This is a genomic window from Arthrobacter sp. R3-55 (genome assembly GCF_054161505.1).
The window spans coordinates 1,278,001-1,292,538 of record NZ_CP096423.1 but is presented as its reverse complement, the minus strand read 5'-3'; the positions used below and the strand labels follow the sequence as shown (position 1 = coordinate 1,292,538).

Annotated in this window: 12 protein-coding genes, 2 tRNA genes and 1 pseudogene; 4 read left to right on the top strand and 11 right to left on the bottom strand. The window is 63.7% G+C overall.

Translation table 11 applies throughout. The features are described 5' to 3' along the window. Positions 1-77: 77 nt before the first annotated feature. From M1D51_RS06050 to M1D51_RS06015, 8 genes are all read right to left on the bottom strand, one after another. A complete protein-coding gene (locus M1D51_RS06050) occupies positions 78-734 on the bottom strand; it encodes an NAD(P)-dependent oxidoreductase (RefSeq protein WP_458108927.1) in 657 nt (218 codons plus the stop codon). Between the two features lie 65 nt (positions 735-799). Beyond that, positions 800-873, bottom strand: a tRNA-Met gene (locus M1D51_RS06045). A 61-nt stretch (positions 874-934) separates the two neighbouring features. After that, positions 935-1,006: transfer RNA gene (locus M1D51_RS06040), tRNA-Thr, on the bottom strand. Between the two features lie 162 nt (positions 1,007-1,168). Further along, positions 1,169-1,414 (bottom strand): LysM peptidoglycan-binding domain-containing protein, encoded by a 246-nt coding sequence (locus tag M1D51_RS06035; RefSeq protein ID WP_458108926.1) that lies wholly within the window; start codon positions 1,412-1,414, stop codon positions 1,169-1,171. A gap of 503 nt (positions 1,415-1,917) precedes the next feature. Then, complete coding sequence (locus tag M1D51_RS06030) at positions 1,918-4,137, bottom strand: DEAD/DEAH box helicase (RefSeq protein WP_458108925.1); 2,220 nt, start codon at positions 4,135-4,137, stop codon at positions 1,918-1,920. A 391-nt stretch (positions 4,138-4,528) separates the two neighbouring features. Then, a complete protein-coding gene (locus M1D51_RS06025; protein ID WP_458108924.1) occupies positions 4,529-5,182 on the bottom strand; it encodes an MOSC domain-containing protein in 654 nt (217 codons plus the stop codon). Positions 5,183-5,230: 48 nt separating this feature from the next. After that, on the bottom strand, positions 5,231-5,905 hold the full coding sequence (locus M1D51_RS06020) for a response regulator (protein ID WP_458109550.1): 675 nt from the start codon (positions 5,903-5,905) through the stop codon (positions 5,231-5,233). Further along, positions 5,902-7,416: a sensor histidine kinase gene (locus M1D51_RS06015; RefSeq protein ID WP_458108923.1), complete on the bottom strand. Its 1,515-nt coding sequence runs from the start codon at positions 7,414-7,416 to the stop codon at positions 5,902-5,904. The genes M1D51_RS06020 and M1D51_RS06015 overlap by 4 nt, the downstream gene beginning before the upstream one ends. Positions 7,417-7,568: 152 nt before the next feature. Here M1D51_RS06015 and M1D51_RS06010 point away from each other — a divergent pair, with 152 nt between their 5' ends. From M1D51_RS06010 to M1D51_RS06000, 3 genes are read left to right on the top strand one after another with little or no spacing between them, the layout of a single operon-like run. After that, on the top strand, positions 7,569-8,261 hold the full coding sequence (locus tag M1D51_RS06010) for a Tat pathway signal protein (RefSeq protein ID WP_458108922.1): 693 nt from the start codon (positions 7,569-7,571) through the stop codon (positions 8,259-8,261). 2 nt (positions 8,262-8,263) lie between these two features. Beyond that, a complete protein-coding gene (locus M1D51_RS06005; RefSeq protein ID WP_172326099.1) occupies positions 8,264-9,469 on the top strand; it encodes a glutathionylspermidine synthase family protein in 1,206 nt (401 codons plus the stop codon). Next, positions 9,466-10,992, top strand: a complete 1,527-nt coding sequence (locus tag M1D51_RS06000) for an APC family permease (protein WP_458108921.1) — start codon at positions 9,466-9,468, stop codon at positions 10,990-10,992. The genes M1D51_RS06005 and M1D51_RS06000 overlap by 4 nt, the downstream gene beginning before the upstream one ends. A 140-nt stretch (positions 10,993-11,132) precedes the next feature. Here the strand turns inward: M1D51_RS06000 and M1D51_RS05995 are convergent, their stop codons facing one another. Next, positions 11,133-11,882: a glycosyltransferase 87 family protein gene (locus tag M1D51_RS05995; RefSeq protein WP_458108920.1), complete on the bottom strand. Its 750-nt coding sequence runs from the start codon at positions 11,880-11,882 to the stop codon at positions 11,133-11,135. A 97-nt stretch (positions 11,883-11,979) separates the two neighbouring features. After that, positions 11,980-12,363, bottom strand: a pseudogene (locus M1D51_RS05990) (glycosyltransferase 87 family protein); the annotation flags it as partial. A gap of 259 nt (positions 12,364-12,622) precedes the next feature. On the opposite strand from M1D51_RS05990, the gene M1D51_RS05985 reads away from it, so the two are divergent. Beyond that, complete coding sequence (locus M1D51_RS05985) at positions 12,623-13,798, top strand: acyl-CoA dehydrogenase family protein (RefSeq protein ID WP_458108919.1); 1,176 nt, start codon at positions 12,623-12,625, stop codon at positions 13,796-13,798. A gap of 21 nt (positions 13,799-13,819) precedes the next feature. Here the strand turns inward: M1D51_RS05985 and M1D51_RS05980 are convergent, their stop codons facing one another. Next, the gene (locus M1D51_RS05980; RefSeq protein ID WP_458108918.1) at positions 13,820-14,431 is read right to left on the bottom strand and encodes a TetR/AcrR family transcriptional regulator; all 612 of its coding nucleotides are present in this window, start codon (positions 14,429-14,431) and stop codon (positions 13,820-13,822) included. Positions 14,432-14,538 lie beyond the last annotated feature (107 nt).

Here is a 14,538-nt window from a genome sequence, read left to right as displayed (position 1 = left end):
CTTCCCCAGGCCAAGCCGAAAAAGTTCCCTACCAACATATCCCGGCGAGCAGGCCTACCCCCGGGAGGGAGCGCGCATCAGTCCTCGGTGAGTGCGTCCACAACATCTACGGTTCCATCCTTGAACGCAATGGTCCTGTGGATGGTACCCGGCAGTTCCAGGACCGCCGCCGTGACCAAGGCAACGTTCGCCCGCGACGTTTCCGTGCCATTGCCGGGATTCTCCGGCGAAGTCTGGATCAAACCCGTGGCGGGCTCGTTGGTGAGGGTACCCGGACCCAGGACAGTCCAGTCCAGGGCCGTGCCGCGCAGGTAGTCATCCGCGGCCGCTTTAGCTTCCGCGTAGGCAAAGAACGGGTTGTCCGCAGGGACTCCGTGGTCCTTGGCTGCGCCGATGTAGGAGACCATCACGTAGCGCTTGACGTCGGCCTCGGCTGCAGCGTCCATTGAGCGGATGGCTGCGTCACGATCCACGGCATAGGTCCTGGCAGGATCGCCTCCCCCGGCGCCGGCGGACCACACCACCGCGTCATGGCCCCTGAGCGCCTCGACGAGTTCCGCCGTCGTCGAGTTCTCAACGTCCAGGACCGCCGCGGAGGCTCCGGTCTCCGTGACATCCGCCACATGATCGGGATTTCGAATAAACGAGGTGACGTCGTGACCTTCATCACTGAGAATGCGGGACAGATGCAGGGCCACTTTCCCGTGGCCGCCAATGATTGCGATTCGGCTCATGGACCCATTCTGTCCCACTGAACGAAAAAAGACCCCGCAGGCGAAAGCTGCGGGGTCTTGCTCTGTAGCGGTGGGGAGGCTCGATCTCCCGACCTCACGATTATGAGTCGTGCGCTCTAACCAACTGAGCTACACCGCCACGAATGAGAAAAACCTGTGTCAAGCCGGTCAAAACCGCCTTGACACAGGCCCTCATTCAGAGCCCCCCACCGGAATCGATCCGGTGACCTCGTTCTTACCAAGAACGCGCTCTACCACTGAGCTAGGGGGGCAACGAGTAAATACTCTACCGGACGTTTTCAGAAGCTACAAATCGGCGAAAAAACGCGGAAAATCGACGCCGACACAATTTGCGAAGACGAGGTTTTGTTGATCTATTTTCCGCGCCTTTGGTAATGCCGCTGCACCCGCCGCCGGCTCGTCGATTGATCCAGTCAGGGCAGCCGCAGCACCTGCCCCGGGTAGATCCGGTCCGGATTGGGAACGGTGTCGGCGTTGGTGGCAATCAGAGCTCCGAGATCCACCCCGAACTGCGCGGCGATCCCGCTCATGGTGTCTCCCTGCTCCACCACCACCTCCGTGACGCGTGGAGCCACCGGCCCCTGCTGTCCGGCCCCTGCTGCGGCTTCTGCGGCTGCTTCCTGCGCCTGCGGCTGGACTTCCGGGGCCTCGGGTTCCAAGCCCTCCTGACGCGCCTCCTGGCCGCTGCGGCGTTCGCTGCCGCCTGCTGTTCAGCAGCTTGGGCTGCCGCAGCCTCCGCAGCGTCCCGGCCAGCGGTTGAAACCGCGACGGCGGCAGCGTCCTCGGCGGCTTGGGTCACGGCCGTTTGGGCTGCTGCATCCTCTCCTGCCGTTTCGGGGGCAACGGGGGTAACGGGGGCAACGGGCGCAGCGTGCTCCCTGTGGTCCGTCTCACCTGACTGCTTGCCGCCAAAGCCAAGGTTCTTCTTCACGTTGTCCAGCAATCCCATGGAGCACCCTCCTGCGTTCTGCTTGTGTTCAGCCTTGACTCGATCGTACGGCGGAGCACTGTCACAGGGAACCCGGCGTTGTTCGCTGTCCCCATCGCAGAACGGCGCGGACAGCGAACAAGAGCCGGAATAGTGCGTTAAACGCCTCAGGGGGCCGGCTCCAAAGCCGACCCCCTGACGGGAACTACTCAGTGATGATCACCAAGGAAGTGTTTACCACTTGCCCTTGCGGTTGAAATCGCGGTGTCCGCCTTCGCCGCCACTGCGGGGCTTGCGGGCGCCGTCACCGTGACCACCGAAGCGGGAACCACTGGCCTGGCCGCGGTCGCGGTCGCCGAAGCTGCCTGCGGTGCGCTCTGAGCGGTCGCTGTAGGAGCGGCCACCACGGTCAGCGGAGGTACGCTCGCCGCCTTCGGACTTGCGGAAGTCCTTCTTGAAGCCGCCGCTGCCCTTGAAATTGCCGCCACCGCGGTTCTCGCGGTCGCCGTAGCCGCCACGTCCGCCGCCACCCTGGTAGCTGCCACGGTCGCCGCTGGGCTTGCGTCCGTTGTCCAGTTCGAGGTGGATCAGCTCGCCACCGATGCGGGTGCGGGACAGTGCGCGCAACTGCTCGGGGCTGAGGTCCGCCGGGAGCTCCACCAGGGAGTGGTCCGAGCGGATGTCGATCCCGCCGATCTGTGCGGAGGAAATGCCGCCTTCGTTGGCAATGGCGCCAACGATGGAACCCGGCATGACGCGCTGGCGGCGTCCGACGGCGATCCGGTAGGTGGCGTTGCCCTCGGTCAGTGCGCGGGTCGGTCCACGGGAGCCGAAGCCGTCCTTGGAGCGCTCACGCTTCTGGTACTCGGGAGCTGCAGGCAGTTCCTTGACCAGCAACGGCTGTCCACCCTGCGCCATGACAGCGAGTGCGGCAGCGATCTCTGCTGCGGGAACGTTGTGCTCTTCCTCGTAGGAGGAGATGAGGTCGCGGAACGCTGCAACATCCTCGGACGCGAGGGTCTCGGTGATGCGCTCGGCGAACTTGCCAAGGCGCAGCGTGTTGACGGTCTCGGCAGTCGGGAGGTGCATCTGCTCCACCGGCTGGCGGGTTGCCTTCTCGATGGAACGCAGCAGGTACTTCTCGCGCGGCGTCATGAAGAGGATGGCGTCACCGGAACGGCCTGCACGGCCGGTGCGGCCGATGCGGTGCACGTAGGACTCGGTGTCGTGCGGGATGTCGTAGTTGATGACGTGGCTGATGCGCTCAACGTCAAGACCACGGGCAGCGACGTCGGTGGCCACGAGGATGTCGATGCGGCCTTCCTTCAGCGCGTCAACAGTGCGCTCGCGCTGCTGCTGCGGGATGTCGCCGTTGATGGCGGCAGCCTGGAAACCGCGCGACTTCAGCTTGTCGGCGAGGTCCTCGGTAGCCATCTTGGTGCGCACGAAGGCGATAACGCCGTCGAACTCTTCAACCTCGAGGATGCGGGTCAGTGCGTCCAGCTTGTGCGGGCCCATGACCTGGAGGTAACGCTGCTTGGTGTTGGCACCCGTGGTGGTCTTGGACTTCACGGAGATTTCAGCAGGGTTGTTCAGGTACTGCTTGGACATGCGGCGGATCTGGCCCGGCATGGTGGCAGAGAACAGGGCAACCTGGCGGCTCTCCGGAGTCTGCTGGAAGATCTGCTCAACGTCATCGGCAAAGCCCATGCGCAGCATCTCGTCAGCTTCGTCCAGCACCAGGTACTGGAGTTCGGAAAGGTCCAGCGAGCCCTTGGCGATGTGGTCGATCACACGGCCCGGGGTACCGACAACAACCTGTGCACCGCGGCGCAGGCCGGCGAGCTGCGGGCCATAAGCCGAGCCACCGTAGACCGGGAGGACGGTGAAGTCGTCAATGTGCTTGGCGTAGGAAGTGAAAGCCTCGGCAACCTGGAGGGCGAGTTCACGCGTCGGGGCCAGGACCAGTGCCTGGGTCTTGCGTGAAGGTCCGTTGAGGTCGTGGAGTTCAGCCAGGCGGGACAGGGCAGGAACAGCGAAAGCTGCGGTCTTGCCGGTACCGGTCTGGGCGAGGCCGACGACGTCGCGGCCTTCCAGGAGCAGCGGAATGGTGGCTGCCTGGATGGGTGAAGGCTTCTCGTAGCCAACATCCTGCAGGGCGGCCAGAACGCGGCCATCGATGCCAAGATCTACGAAGCGGACGCCTTCTTCTTCCTCGTCTTCTGCCTTGGGGGCAGCAGGCTCGGTTGCTTCTGCCCTGGGGGCAGCAGCTTCGGTGAAGGTGGGGGCTGCGGACTCAGGTGCAGCATTCTCGACGGGGGCAGCGGCAGCAGCCGGTGCTTCAGCTTCGGCAGGAGCGGTGGTCTCGGCTGCAACAGCGGGCTCAGTGGCCTCGGCTGCAACAGCGGATTCAGTGGTCTCGGCGTCGAAGTTTTCGTTGAGATTTTCGGTCATAGGGGGAAATTCCTCATCCATAGGGCAGTCGGCGCGGCCCGGTTGGGCTTGGCCGCAGTACTCGTCGCGAAAACAGGCAAAGTGCCCTGCTTTCGCAAGAAGTCCGGCGCTATCGCAATCCCATGGCAGGACTTCCCGCTGCATCTCTTGGCTGCTATCCCAGCAGTCTGTACAGCGTTTTCTTTAGCCGGCTCTCCCTATGAAAATGCCCGCACACAATTGCGGGCCCCAACACTTACCAGTCCTGCCTCAAGAATTGGGCAGGATAAAGGGATTTCCGGAGTGGGGGATGTTTCAAGTGTAGGGCACAGAGGCCCATCACCGCGACTCGGAAGTCCGCGAAGTACGGGTGAGCTTGTTCACACAGCGGATGCGTGGCTCCCCGGGATGGCTAGAGCCCGTTCCTCCGGAGTACTTTTTCAAAGACCGGGTGGTAGTCCTCCTGCAACCGGATCTCCCCGTCAGCCTCGGCGTCCAGCAGGATCTGCACCAGTTCAGGGGTCGGCTCGCTGAACCACTGGCCCACGGTGATGCCGTGCTTGGGAACGAATGTGCGGTGGATATGGTCCCCGGCGGTGATGGTCCCTGTCCTGATGACGCGGAGGTAGGTGCCCACCCGGCCTGCCTGCGTGAACCGCTTGACCCACTGCGGCTCTTCAAGGACCCGCTGGAAAGTAGCGCAGGGCACACGCGGAGACGTAACCTCAACCTCCACGTCCAGGCCGATCTTCCAGCGTTCACCGATCACCGCGCCCGTGGTGTCGATGCCGGACACCCGTAGGTTCTCACCGAAGAGTCCCGCCGGCACTTCCCGGTGCAGCTCAGCTGCCCAGAAGTCCGCATCGGCCTGCGAATACGCGTACAGCGCTTGGTCTTCTCCGCCGTGATCCACCCGGTTTGCCTGCACGTCCCCGTGCAGCCCGAGCTTATGAACCTTGACAGGGCCATCCACCGGACGCTTGTCCATGGCCGTGACTCCCACGTTGCCGGAATCAGGCAGCAATTGGTGGACACGGCAGACGGCAAGGAGGGATGCGGTGTTCATGGCAACAGTCTACGGACGGTCCTGCCAAGGGTTGGTCCCTTCCGAGGATTAAGGATCAAAACGGTAGCCCATGCCTGCCTCCGTGCGCAGGTGCCGCGGCTCTGCCGGATCCCGCTCCAGCTTCCGGCGCAGCTGCGCGATATACACGCGCAGGTACTGGGTCTCCTTGGCGTAGGCCTGCCCCCACACCTGGGTCAGGATCTGCTGCTGGCTCACCAGCTTGCCTTTGTTGCGGACCAACAGTTCCAGGATGTTCCATTCCGTGGGCGTCAGCCGGACTTCCGTACCGTCCTTCACGATTTTCTTTCCGGCCAGGTCCACCATGAAATCGGACGTGGCAACTGTTGGTTCCTCATGGCCGGTGACGACACGGCGTGAGGCGACCCGAAGCCGGGCAAGCAGCTCATCCAAACCAAAAGGTTTCGTCACGTAGTCGTCCGCACCGGCGTCGAGCGCTTCCACTTTGTCTTCCGAGGCGTGCCGGGCAGAAAGCACGATGATGGGCATGCTGCTCCACCCGCGGATGCGGCGGATGATCTCCACGCCGTCCATGTCCGGCAGCCCAAGGTCCAACACCACGATCTCCACCGGCTGGTTGGCTGCGGCCTGCAGGGCATCGGCGCCGTTGCCCACGGACAACGCCTGGTAGCCATGGGCCTGGAGGGTGATCTGCATGGCGCGGGCAATCCGGGCCTCGTCCTCGACAATCAGCACCAGGGTCATTGCGGACCACCGGTCCACAGTGGCAGCGTGACCACCATGGTCAAGCCGCCACCGGGTGTGGGCTCAGCGTCGAGCCGGCCGCCCATGGCCTCACAGAAGCCCTTGGCGACAGCCAGTCCCAGGCCGATTCCACCTCCGGTACTGTTTCCGGGTGCCGGTGAATCACCAAAGCGCTGGAACGGCTGGAACATGGTGAGGACTTCTTCCCGTCCCACTCCCCTGCCGTGATCCACAATCCGCAGTTCACCGGCCGGCCGGTCCCCCAAGGTGATTCCAGCACCGGCCCGGGCCGTCAGGACAACATCGGAGTCCGGTGCGTACTTCACCGCGTTCTCCACGATGTTGGCCACTACCCGTTCCAGCATGCCGGCATCGGCCTGCACCGGCGGAAGATTGGGCGGAAGCTCGTTGCGGAGAAGCCCTGCCGGAACACCCCGGAGCGCCTGCGGCAACACCTCGGCCCACACGATGCCGGTAAGCAGCGGATTGACCGCATCAGCGGTGATCCGGGACATATCCAGGAGATTGTCCACCAGGTGATCCAGCCGGTCCGCATATTCCTCGATGGTCTCCAACAACTCCCGCTCCACCTCCGGCGGGAAATCCACGTCCTCCTGCCGCAGGCTGCTGACAGCGAGCTTGATACCGGCCAAGGGCGTCCGAAGATCATGCGAGACTGCGCGGAGGATGGATGTCCGCATCTTGTTGCCCTCTGACAGCCGGACGTTGTCCCGGCGGCTCTTCACCAACTGTTGCCGCTCACGCACTGCCACCACGAACGCGCCGAACGCGGCAAGCAGGCGCTGGCGCTGTGGGGACAAAGGGCCACCGCGCAGCAACAGCGTGTAGTGGGGATCGACGACGGCGGCATGATCGGCGGCGGCATGGGTCACCGGCGGATTCGGCCCGGCGCTGGCCAGGACCTGCGATGCAGGAGCAGCACCGGATGGGTACGGTGTTCCCGGGGCCGCGGAACCCAGCAAAGTAACCGCATCCATCCCCAGGTTGACCCGGACCTTCTCAAGGAACGTTTCCAGGCTTCCATCCGAGCTCAGTATCCGCAGGGCCAACCCGCTCAGCGCAGTGGCTTCAGCTTCCGACCGGGCTGCCTCCTGGGCACGCCTGCCGGCCAGTCCCACTGCAAGCGCTACGCCGCAGGCCACCGCCAGGAACACCACCAAAGTGAACAACGTGGTGGGATCGGCAATGGAGAGGGAGCCTACGGGATCGGCAGAGAAATAGTTCAACAGGAAGCTGCCCAGAACAGCAGCGACCACTGCCGGCCACAAACCACCGATCGCGGCAACAGCCACCGCCACCGCCAGTTGCAGCAGCATGATCATGGAAAAGTTGCGGAAATTCAGGACCGTCACAACAAGTTCGACGGCGGGCGGCAGCAGCAATGCCAGCACCAGGCCCAAGATCACCCGTGTCCGGCCAATGCCACGCACCGGCGGGAGCCGCAGCAACACGCCGTCGTCGCCATGGTTTTCTGCCGTTGGTGCCGCCATGGCTCCATCCTTACACGCTTCCCACAATGGGGAGTTCTCCCCAAGTCCTGCGCTTGGCCGTGCCTGCACGGCTTCCAAGGACTAGGCTTGCTCTGAGCATTCTGGTCCGGCGTGGCGCCGGGCACACCAACGGTCTATCCAGGGGGATACACATGGGCCCAAAAGACAGCCCTGACGCAGCCGGCAACAACGGCGGCAGCAGGGACAACAACGCCGACTTCGGAGCGGGCAACAACCCGCCCAAGCCCCCGCCCTGGCAGGTGCCCAAACCCGACCTCCACCCGGAGCTGTTCACACCTGTCCAGGACAACCCGCAGCAGGGCAAGCCGGCCAGGAACAAGAAGGTGCCCGCGGGAGCATCCCCCAGTGGAACCCCCCGGCCCGGCCAGCCCCTTCCCGTGGTGGATCCCTTCGCCAAGGAACGCGAACGCGGTGAGGCCGAAGCAGCCAAGAAGAAGAAGCGCTCGCAGCGGCGCACCGTGGTGGTTGGCCTGGGCGTGACCGCGCTGTTGGCTGGAACCATCACCGCGATCGTGGCCAGCAACGAGCAGGAAGCCGACTACGCCCAGGTCTGTTTCAATGAGGAAACCGGCGAGCGCGTCGATGACAACGATTGCAACAACAGCAGCTCGGCGGGCCGAAGCTCGGGTGTGTACGCGTGGTACTTCTACTCCCGCGGCGCCAGCGTGCCTGCGGTGGGCCAGAACCGTTCCGCCTACCCGAGCTACACCAAGAACGTCCCAACAGGAGCAAAGTCCTCCACGGGCTACAGCACCAAGGGCGGCACCGTCAGCCGCGGCGGCTTTGGCAGCAGCTCCAAAAGCGGCGGAAGCTCGGGAGGCTAGGCGTGCGTCGACTGCCCTCCGAGCCCAGGCCGGACTGGAAGCAAAAGATCGAAGAGCAGGGCCTGGTTTTTTCCACCACCACCATGCCCGATGGCCGCAAAATCGAATACTGGAACGAATCGGCGTACTACGAGTTCACCGAGGACGAGGTGGAGACCCTCGAGAAGACCGCGGAAGACATGCACATCATGTGCTTGGAAGCCGCCAAGTACCTGGCCACCGGAGCCATGGGCGATCTCGGCATCGGGCAGCAAGCCCTGGAACTGGCCGGCGAGTCCTTGTTGGCTGCCGACATGGATATCTACGGTCGCTTTGACTTCATCTATGACGGCAAAGGTGGTCCGGCCAAAATGCTGGAGTACAACGCCGATACCCCTACCGGGCTGATCGAAGCCTCCGTGGCGCAGTGGTTCTGGCTCCAGGACGTTTTTCCGGAAAAGGATCAATGGAACGGAATCCACGAGGCCTTGATCCGGCAGTGGAAGAAGTTGCAGTTCCGCACCGGCATGAGCACCCTGCATGTTGCCCACTCGGAGGCAGAGGAATCCGGGGAAGACTGGATGACCGCTGCCTACATGCGGGACGTCGCCAGCCAAGGCGGTTGGACCACCATCGGCATCAACATGTCCGATATCGGTTGGGACCCCAACCTGAACCGGTTCGTGGACTTGGACAACTTCATGATCAGCACCATGTTCAAGCTGTACCCATGGGAACTGATGATGAAAGAGCCGTTCGGGCAGCGCCTCCTGCAGCGCGCACACAATCCACGCTGGGTTGAGCCGGCGTGGAAGATGCTGCTGTCCAACAAAGCACTGCTGGCGGCCTTGTGGCATCTCTACCCGGACCACGAGAACCTGTTGCCCGCCTACCTCGGCGATCCCGGTCCCCTCAAGGAATGGGTAGCCAAGCCGCTCCACGGCCGTGAGGGCGACAACATCCGTATCCATGCCCCGGGCATTGAGATCCAACAGCCCGGTGGCTACGGCCGTGAAGGCTGGTGCTTCCAGCAGTACCACTCCCTGCCCGATTTCGATGGCAACCACCCCGTCCTGGGACTCTGGGTGGTGGATGGCGAATCCGTTGGTTGCGGCATCCGCGAATCGGACGGCCCCATCACGGACTACTTCTGCCGCTTTGTCCCCAATACCATCGACGCCCCGGCGCCCATCGCGCCCACTGCTACTTCCTACGGAGCCGCACTATGAGCACTGAAACCTCGACGCCGGGTGGCGGCCCGGCGGGCGGCGACCGTACCGCCGTCGTACCTTCCAAAGGCCTCCACGCCGGGATCCTAGACCTTGGCGATTCCGTCATGCTGGGCCTGGCATCCACGGCGCCCGTCTATTCGCTGGCGGCTACCCTGGGGCTCATTGTTGCCGTCAACGGTAACTACACGCCGCTGATCCTGATCCTCGGCTTCATTCCCGTCCTGTTCATCGCCTACGCCTTCCGTGAGCTGAACAGCGCCATGCCGGACTGCGGCACCACGTTCTTCTGGGCCCGCAAGGCGTTCGGGCCCTGGGCCGGTTGGCTTGGCGGCTGGGGTGTTGCCCTGGCAGGAATAGTGGTTCTGGCGAACCTGGCACAAATTGCCGGCAAGTACTTGTGGCTTTTGATCGGTGATGGTTCCCTGGCCGACAACACCTGGCTGGTGACGGCAACCGGTGTGCTGTTCATTCTGTTCATGACGTATGTGAACCACCGGGGCATCCGGCTGGGCGAGCACGTCCAGCGCACCCTGACCTACATCCAGTACATCTCCTTGGGCATCTTTGCGGTGGCCATCGTCTTCCGGATCGCCGGTGGCGCCCCTGAAGGACAGGCCTTCGACTTCGAATGGTTCAACCCGGCCGGCGCTTTTGCCGACCCCGGCGCCGTGGTCCACGGTGTCCTGCTGGCGCTGTTCATCTACTGGGGCTGGGACACATGCCTTGCGCTTAATGAGGAAACCGAGAACCCCACCAAGACACCCGGCCGTGGCGCCGTCATCTCAGCCTCCGTGCTGGTGGCAATCTACGTTTCCGTAGCCCTGCTGGTGATGATGTACGCCACGATCGGAACCGACGGAATCGGCCTTGGCAACGAGGCCAACCAGGACGACGTCTTCCTGGCAATGAAGGACGTAGTACTGGGCCCTTGGGGCTGGCTGATCATCGTCGCTGTGCTGGCGTCGGTCCTGTCCTCCACCCAGACCACCATCCTGCCCACCGCCCGCGGAACACTGTCCATGGGCGTCCATGGTGCGCTGCCGGCCCGGTTCGGCAAGGTCCACGAGCGCTTCATGACTCCGGGCTTCTCCACCCAGGTCATGGGTGCGGTTGCCGTGGTGTACTACGTGGCCATGAGCTTCCTGAGTGAAAACCTGCTGTCCGATTCCATCAGCGCCATCAGCTTGTTCATCGCGTTCTACTACGCCCTGACCGGGTTCTCCTGCGTGTGGTTCTTCCGCTCCACGCTCCGGGATTCTGCCCGCAACCTGTGGTTCCGCGGGATTTTGCCCTTCCTGGGTGCGCTGTCCCTCACCGTGGCCTTCTTCATCTCCGCTGTCCAGATGTGGGATCCGGCCTACGGCGACACCCAGATCTTTGGCATTGGCGGGGCGTTCGTCAGCGGTGTGCTGCTGCTGGCCCTGGGCGTAGTGCTGGCCATTGTGTGCCGGTTCGCTCCATCAACCCGTGGCTACTTCACGGGCGAGCGGGCCGAGGTTGGCGTAGTCCGCGGCGAGTAGCTGCTCTTGCCTGGGCTGCTCCTGCCCGGGCTGCTCTTGCCGGAGTGCCCCGACATGAAAGGGCCGGAAACCCGCATCGCGTGGTTTCCGGCCCTTTCTGCACTCCCGGCCATGCCGATGCTCCCCTTCGGGAAGGGGGCTTAGTGCCCCCGCGAGGCCCACAAACGCAGCCGGGTGGGCACATCCGGAACGTCCTCGATCCGGACTGAGTGGCGCCGCAGCACCACAAGCCAGCACACCAGGATGGCCACAGCACAGAAAACGCCGGCGCTGGAGGCCATGATCCACAGACCGGGAGTCTGGACATTCAGGTCCTGGGAGCCCAATGCCGTGCCGATGGTCTTGGGCGAGAAGAAGAACACCAGTGTCGACACAGCCAGCACGGCGCCCATAACAACCCTTTGGGCTGCGAAACGGGACGGCGTCTCCTTGATGGTCCAGGCGAACGCCGGCAGGACCACGGCCATCCATACCCAGTGGTGGGACCACGAGACCGGGCTGATGAGCAACATGGCAAGTGCCGTCGTCGAAATGGCGATGACCCGTGCGCCTTGGGCGCTGGCCGCCCTGACAAGGACGGCCGCCAGGACGACGGTAGCCAGGCTCAGGACGATCCAGGGCACGGTGACGGCGTCGTGGGAGACCCCGAAGTGCAGGAGTGCGCCCTTGATCGAGAGGTTGTCCACATAACCGGCCCCGCCGATCCTGGACGTATCGGGAAGGATCTCCAGCCAGAACTGAAGGGATTCCGCGGGCCGAAGCAACCAGCCCAGCAACACAGTGCCCGCGAAGCCCACGGCCATGTTCGCCAGCCCACGCCAGTCCTTGCGCATCAGGAAGTACAGGCCAAACACCAACGGCGTCAGCTTGATGCCGGCCGCGATACCCACCAGAAGGCCGGTGCCCCGGAAGCCCTTTCGCTTGGACAGCCCCCCCCAGGAGGTCGATCACCATCAAGCCCATGAGGATGATGTTGATCTGGCCGAACGCCAGGGTTTCACGCCAAGGCCCCAGGAACAGGACAGCCAGGAACAGCGCGGCGGCAATCCAGCAGCTCCTTGTGGAGGACAGTGCACTGCGCAGATCAGGCTTGGATGACCAGTACCGGACGATCGTGACCGCCACCCAGGCCGCCAGGGCGACGCCGGCAACGTTGAACACCATCAGAGCCGAAGTTTGTGGCAACCTTGCCAGCAAGCCAAAAACCAAGGCGGCAAACGGCGGATACGTAAACGGGAGTTGCGGGCCGCCTGCTGACGCGACGCTGGGGCCGTAAAGATCCGATGGAGACGTCCCGGCCTGGTTGAGGATGCTCCCGCCGAACCAGTAGACGCTGAAGTCCAGGCCTTGCTTGGCCCAGTCCGCGAGCATCATCCATACCGGGATTGCCAAGACAACCAGCGGCAGCAGGCGAAGGGCAAGGGCGGACCGTGAAGCCCCGCTGCGCGGTGGTGCGGCTTCCGCCTTGGACCTTAAATCGACGTCAGGCAGTGCCATGCAAAATCCCCCAAGTTAACCAAAAACGCAACGGGGGAAGTGTGCGACCCCCGCCTCCATACTACTGAAGGGGCACCGGACGGCCGGCGGCACGCAATGGTTGCCGGGCCGCCCGGCACCCTAGGATGCTGGAATGAGCGATTCAATGACGAACACCTCCGACGTCCTGGCCCTTGATTCACTGCTGACGGCGGACGAGCTGGCGGTCCGCGAGAAGGTCCGTGACTTCACAGCACAGCGGATCCGCCCGAAGATCGCGCAATGGTACGAGGACGCTCATTTCCCGCGCGGGCTTGCCCCGGAATTGGGCGAGCTCGGCGTCTTGGGCATGCACTTGGAGGGGTACGGCTGCCCCGGCCGGACCGCCGTCGAATATGGCCTTGCGGCCATGGAACTGGAGGCGGGCGATTCGGGAATCCGCACGTTCGTCTCGGTGCAGGGCTCCCTGGCCATGACCGCAATCCACAAGTGGGGCTCGGAGGCGCAGAAGGAGCAGTGGCTGCCGCGGATGGCCGCAGGCGAGCTGATCGGTTGCTTCGCCCTGACGGAACCGGATGCGGGGTCGGATCCCTCGTCCATGAGAACCTTTGCCCGTGAGACGGCGGATGGCTGGGTCCTGGATGGCGCCAAACGATGGATCGGCCTGGCGTCGATCGCGGACGTCATGGTGGTGTGGGCCAATACCGGCGACGGAATCCGCGGCTTCCTTGTTCCCGCGGGAACTGCCGGTGTGACCGCGACGCCGATCGAGCCGAAGCTCTCCATGCGCGCCTCGGTTCAGTGCGATGTAACGTTCGACGCCGTGGAGCTGGGTCCGGAGGCCATCCTCCCTGGTGCCATGGGACTTAGGGGCCCATTCTCGTGCCTGAACGAGGCCCGCTACGGCATCGCGTGGGGTGCCATGGGTGCGGCACGCGACTCCTACGAAGCCGCATTGGAGTACGCCGGAACCCGGCTCCAATTCGGCCGTCCGCTGTCCGGCTACCAGCTCACGCAGGAGAAGCTGGTGAACATGCTGGTGGAGATCCAGAAGGGCACCTTGCTGGCTCTCCACCTGGGCCGTTTGAAGGACGCCGGGCATCTCCAGCCCCAGCAGATTTCCCTCGGCAAGTTGAACAACGTCCGCGAGGCCATCAAGATCGCCCGCGAGGCGCGCACCATTCTTGGCGGCAACGGCGTAACCCTGGATTACTCACCGCTGCGCCATGCCAACAACCTCGAATCCGTCCGGACCTATGAAGGTACAGATGAGGTCCACACCCTGATCCTTGGCCAACACATCACGGGCATCGGGGCCTTCCGCGGCTGACCCAAGTAAGTCGCAGTTGGGTCAGGGTTCGGGGAGGACCACCAGGTTGAAATAGCCGCGCAGGCCCTTCACCACGTCTACCTCGTCCGGGGCCAGCAACCACTGCGTCTGGAGCCCGTCCCAGAGGGCAACCAGGGACATGGCCGCTTCATCAGGATCAACTCCGGGCCGGAGCCTGCCCTGGGCGGCCAGCTCGGCAAAGCGCAGCGCATAGCTCTTCCGGAGGCGTTCGAAGCGCTCGGTGAAGTAAACCCGCCCGGGGTGGGAATCGGTGACGGACTCGGCGCACAGAACGATGTACAGCTCAACCACGCCCGGAATGTTCTCGTTGAAGAGCGCCGTCCGGATGACCGAGTCAACCAGGCCCTCTTCCATGTCGTCAGGGAAAGCATCGCCGGTGATTTCATCGCGGCGTTCCAGGACTGCCATCAGGAGATCGCGTTTGGACGGGAAGTAGTGCAACAGGCTTGTTTGGCTCAGCCCCACCTTGTCAGCAACATCCTGTAACGATCCACCACGGTACCCGTGGGCAGCAAACACCTCGTGGGCGGCGTCCAGGATGGTTCGGCGCCGTTCTTCGGATTTCGCGTAGGGGCCTCGCCGCACTGCGCGGCCCACGTCCTTTGTGGTCATGGCTAGCCAGTGTACATGCGTGTTACGTATCAAAAATGAAATTCGAGTAACCACTCGAATTTTCTGTTACCGTGGTCACACTTGCCGCGGTGGGACCCACGAATCCA

Bases quoted from the DNA above. Each gene is read 5' to 3' on its own strand.
- M1D51_RS06050 (WP_458108927.1), bottom strand. From the start codon at position 734: ATGAGCCGAATCGCAATCATTGGCGGCCACGGGAAAGTGGCCCTGCAT.
- M1D51_RS06030 (WP_458108925.1), bottom strand. From the start codon at position 4,137: ATGACCGAAAATCTCAACGAAAACTTCGACGCCGAGACCACTGAATCC.
- M1D51_RS06025 (WP_458108924.1), bottom strand. From the start codon at position 5,182: ATGAACACCGCATCCCTCCTTGCCGTCTGCCGTGTCCACCAATTGCTG.
- M1D51_RS06020 (WP_458109550.1), bottom strand. From the start codon at position 5,905: ATGACCCTGGTGCTGATTGTCGAGGACGAGGCCCGGATTGCCCGCGCC.
- M1D51_RS06015 (WP_458108923.1), bottom strand. From the start codon at position 7,416: ATGGCGGCACCAACGGCAGAAAACCATGGCGACGACGGCGTGTTGCTG.
- M1D51_RS06010 (WP_458108922.1), top strand. From the start codon at position 7,569: ATGGGCCCAAAAGACAGCCCTGACGCAGCCGGCAACAACGGCGGCAGC.
- M1D51_RS06000 (WP_458108921.1), top strand. From the start codon at position 9,466: ATGAGCACTGAAACCTCGACGCCGGGTGGCGGCCCGGCGGGCGGCGAC.
- M1D51_RS05985 (WP_458108919.1), top strand. From the start codon at position 12,623: ATGAGCGATTCAATGACGAACACCTCCGACGTCCTGGCCCTTGATTCA.
- M1D51_RS05980 (WP_458108918.1), bottom strand. From the start codon at position 14,431: ATGACCACAAAGGACGTGGGCCGCGCAGTGCGGCGAGGCCCCTACGCG.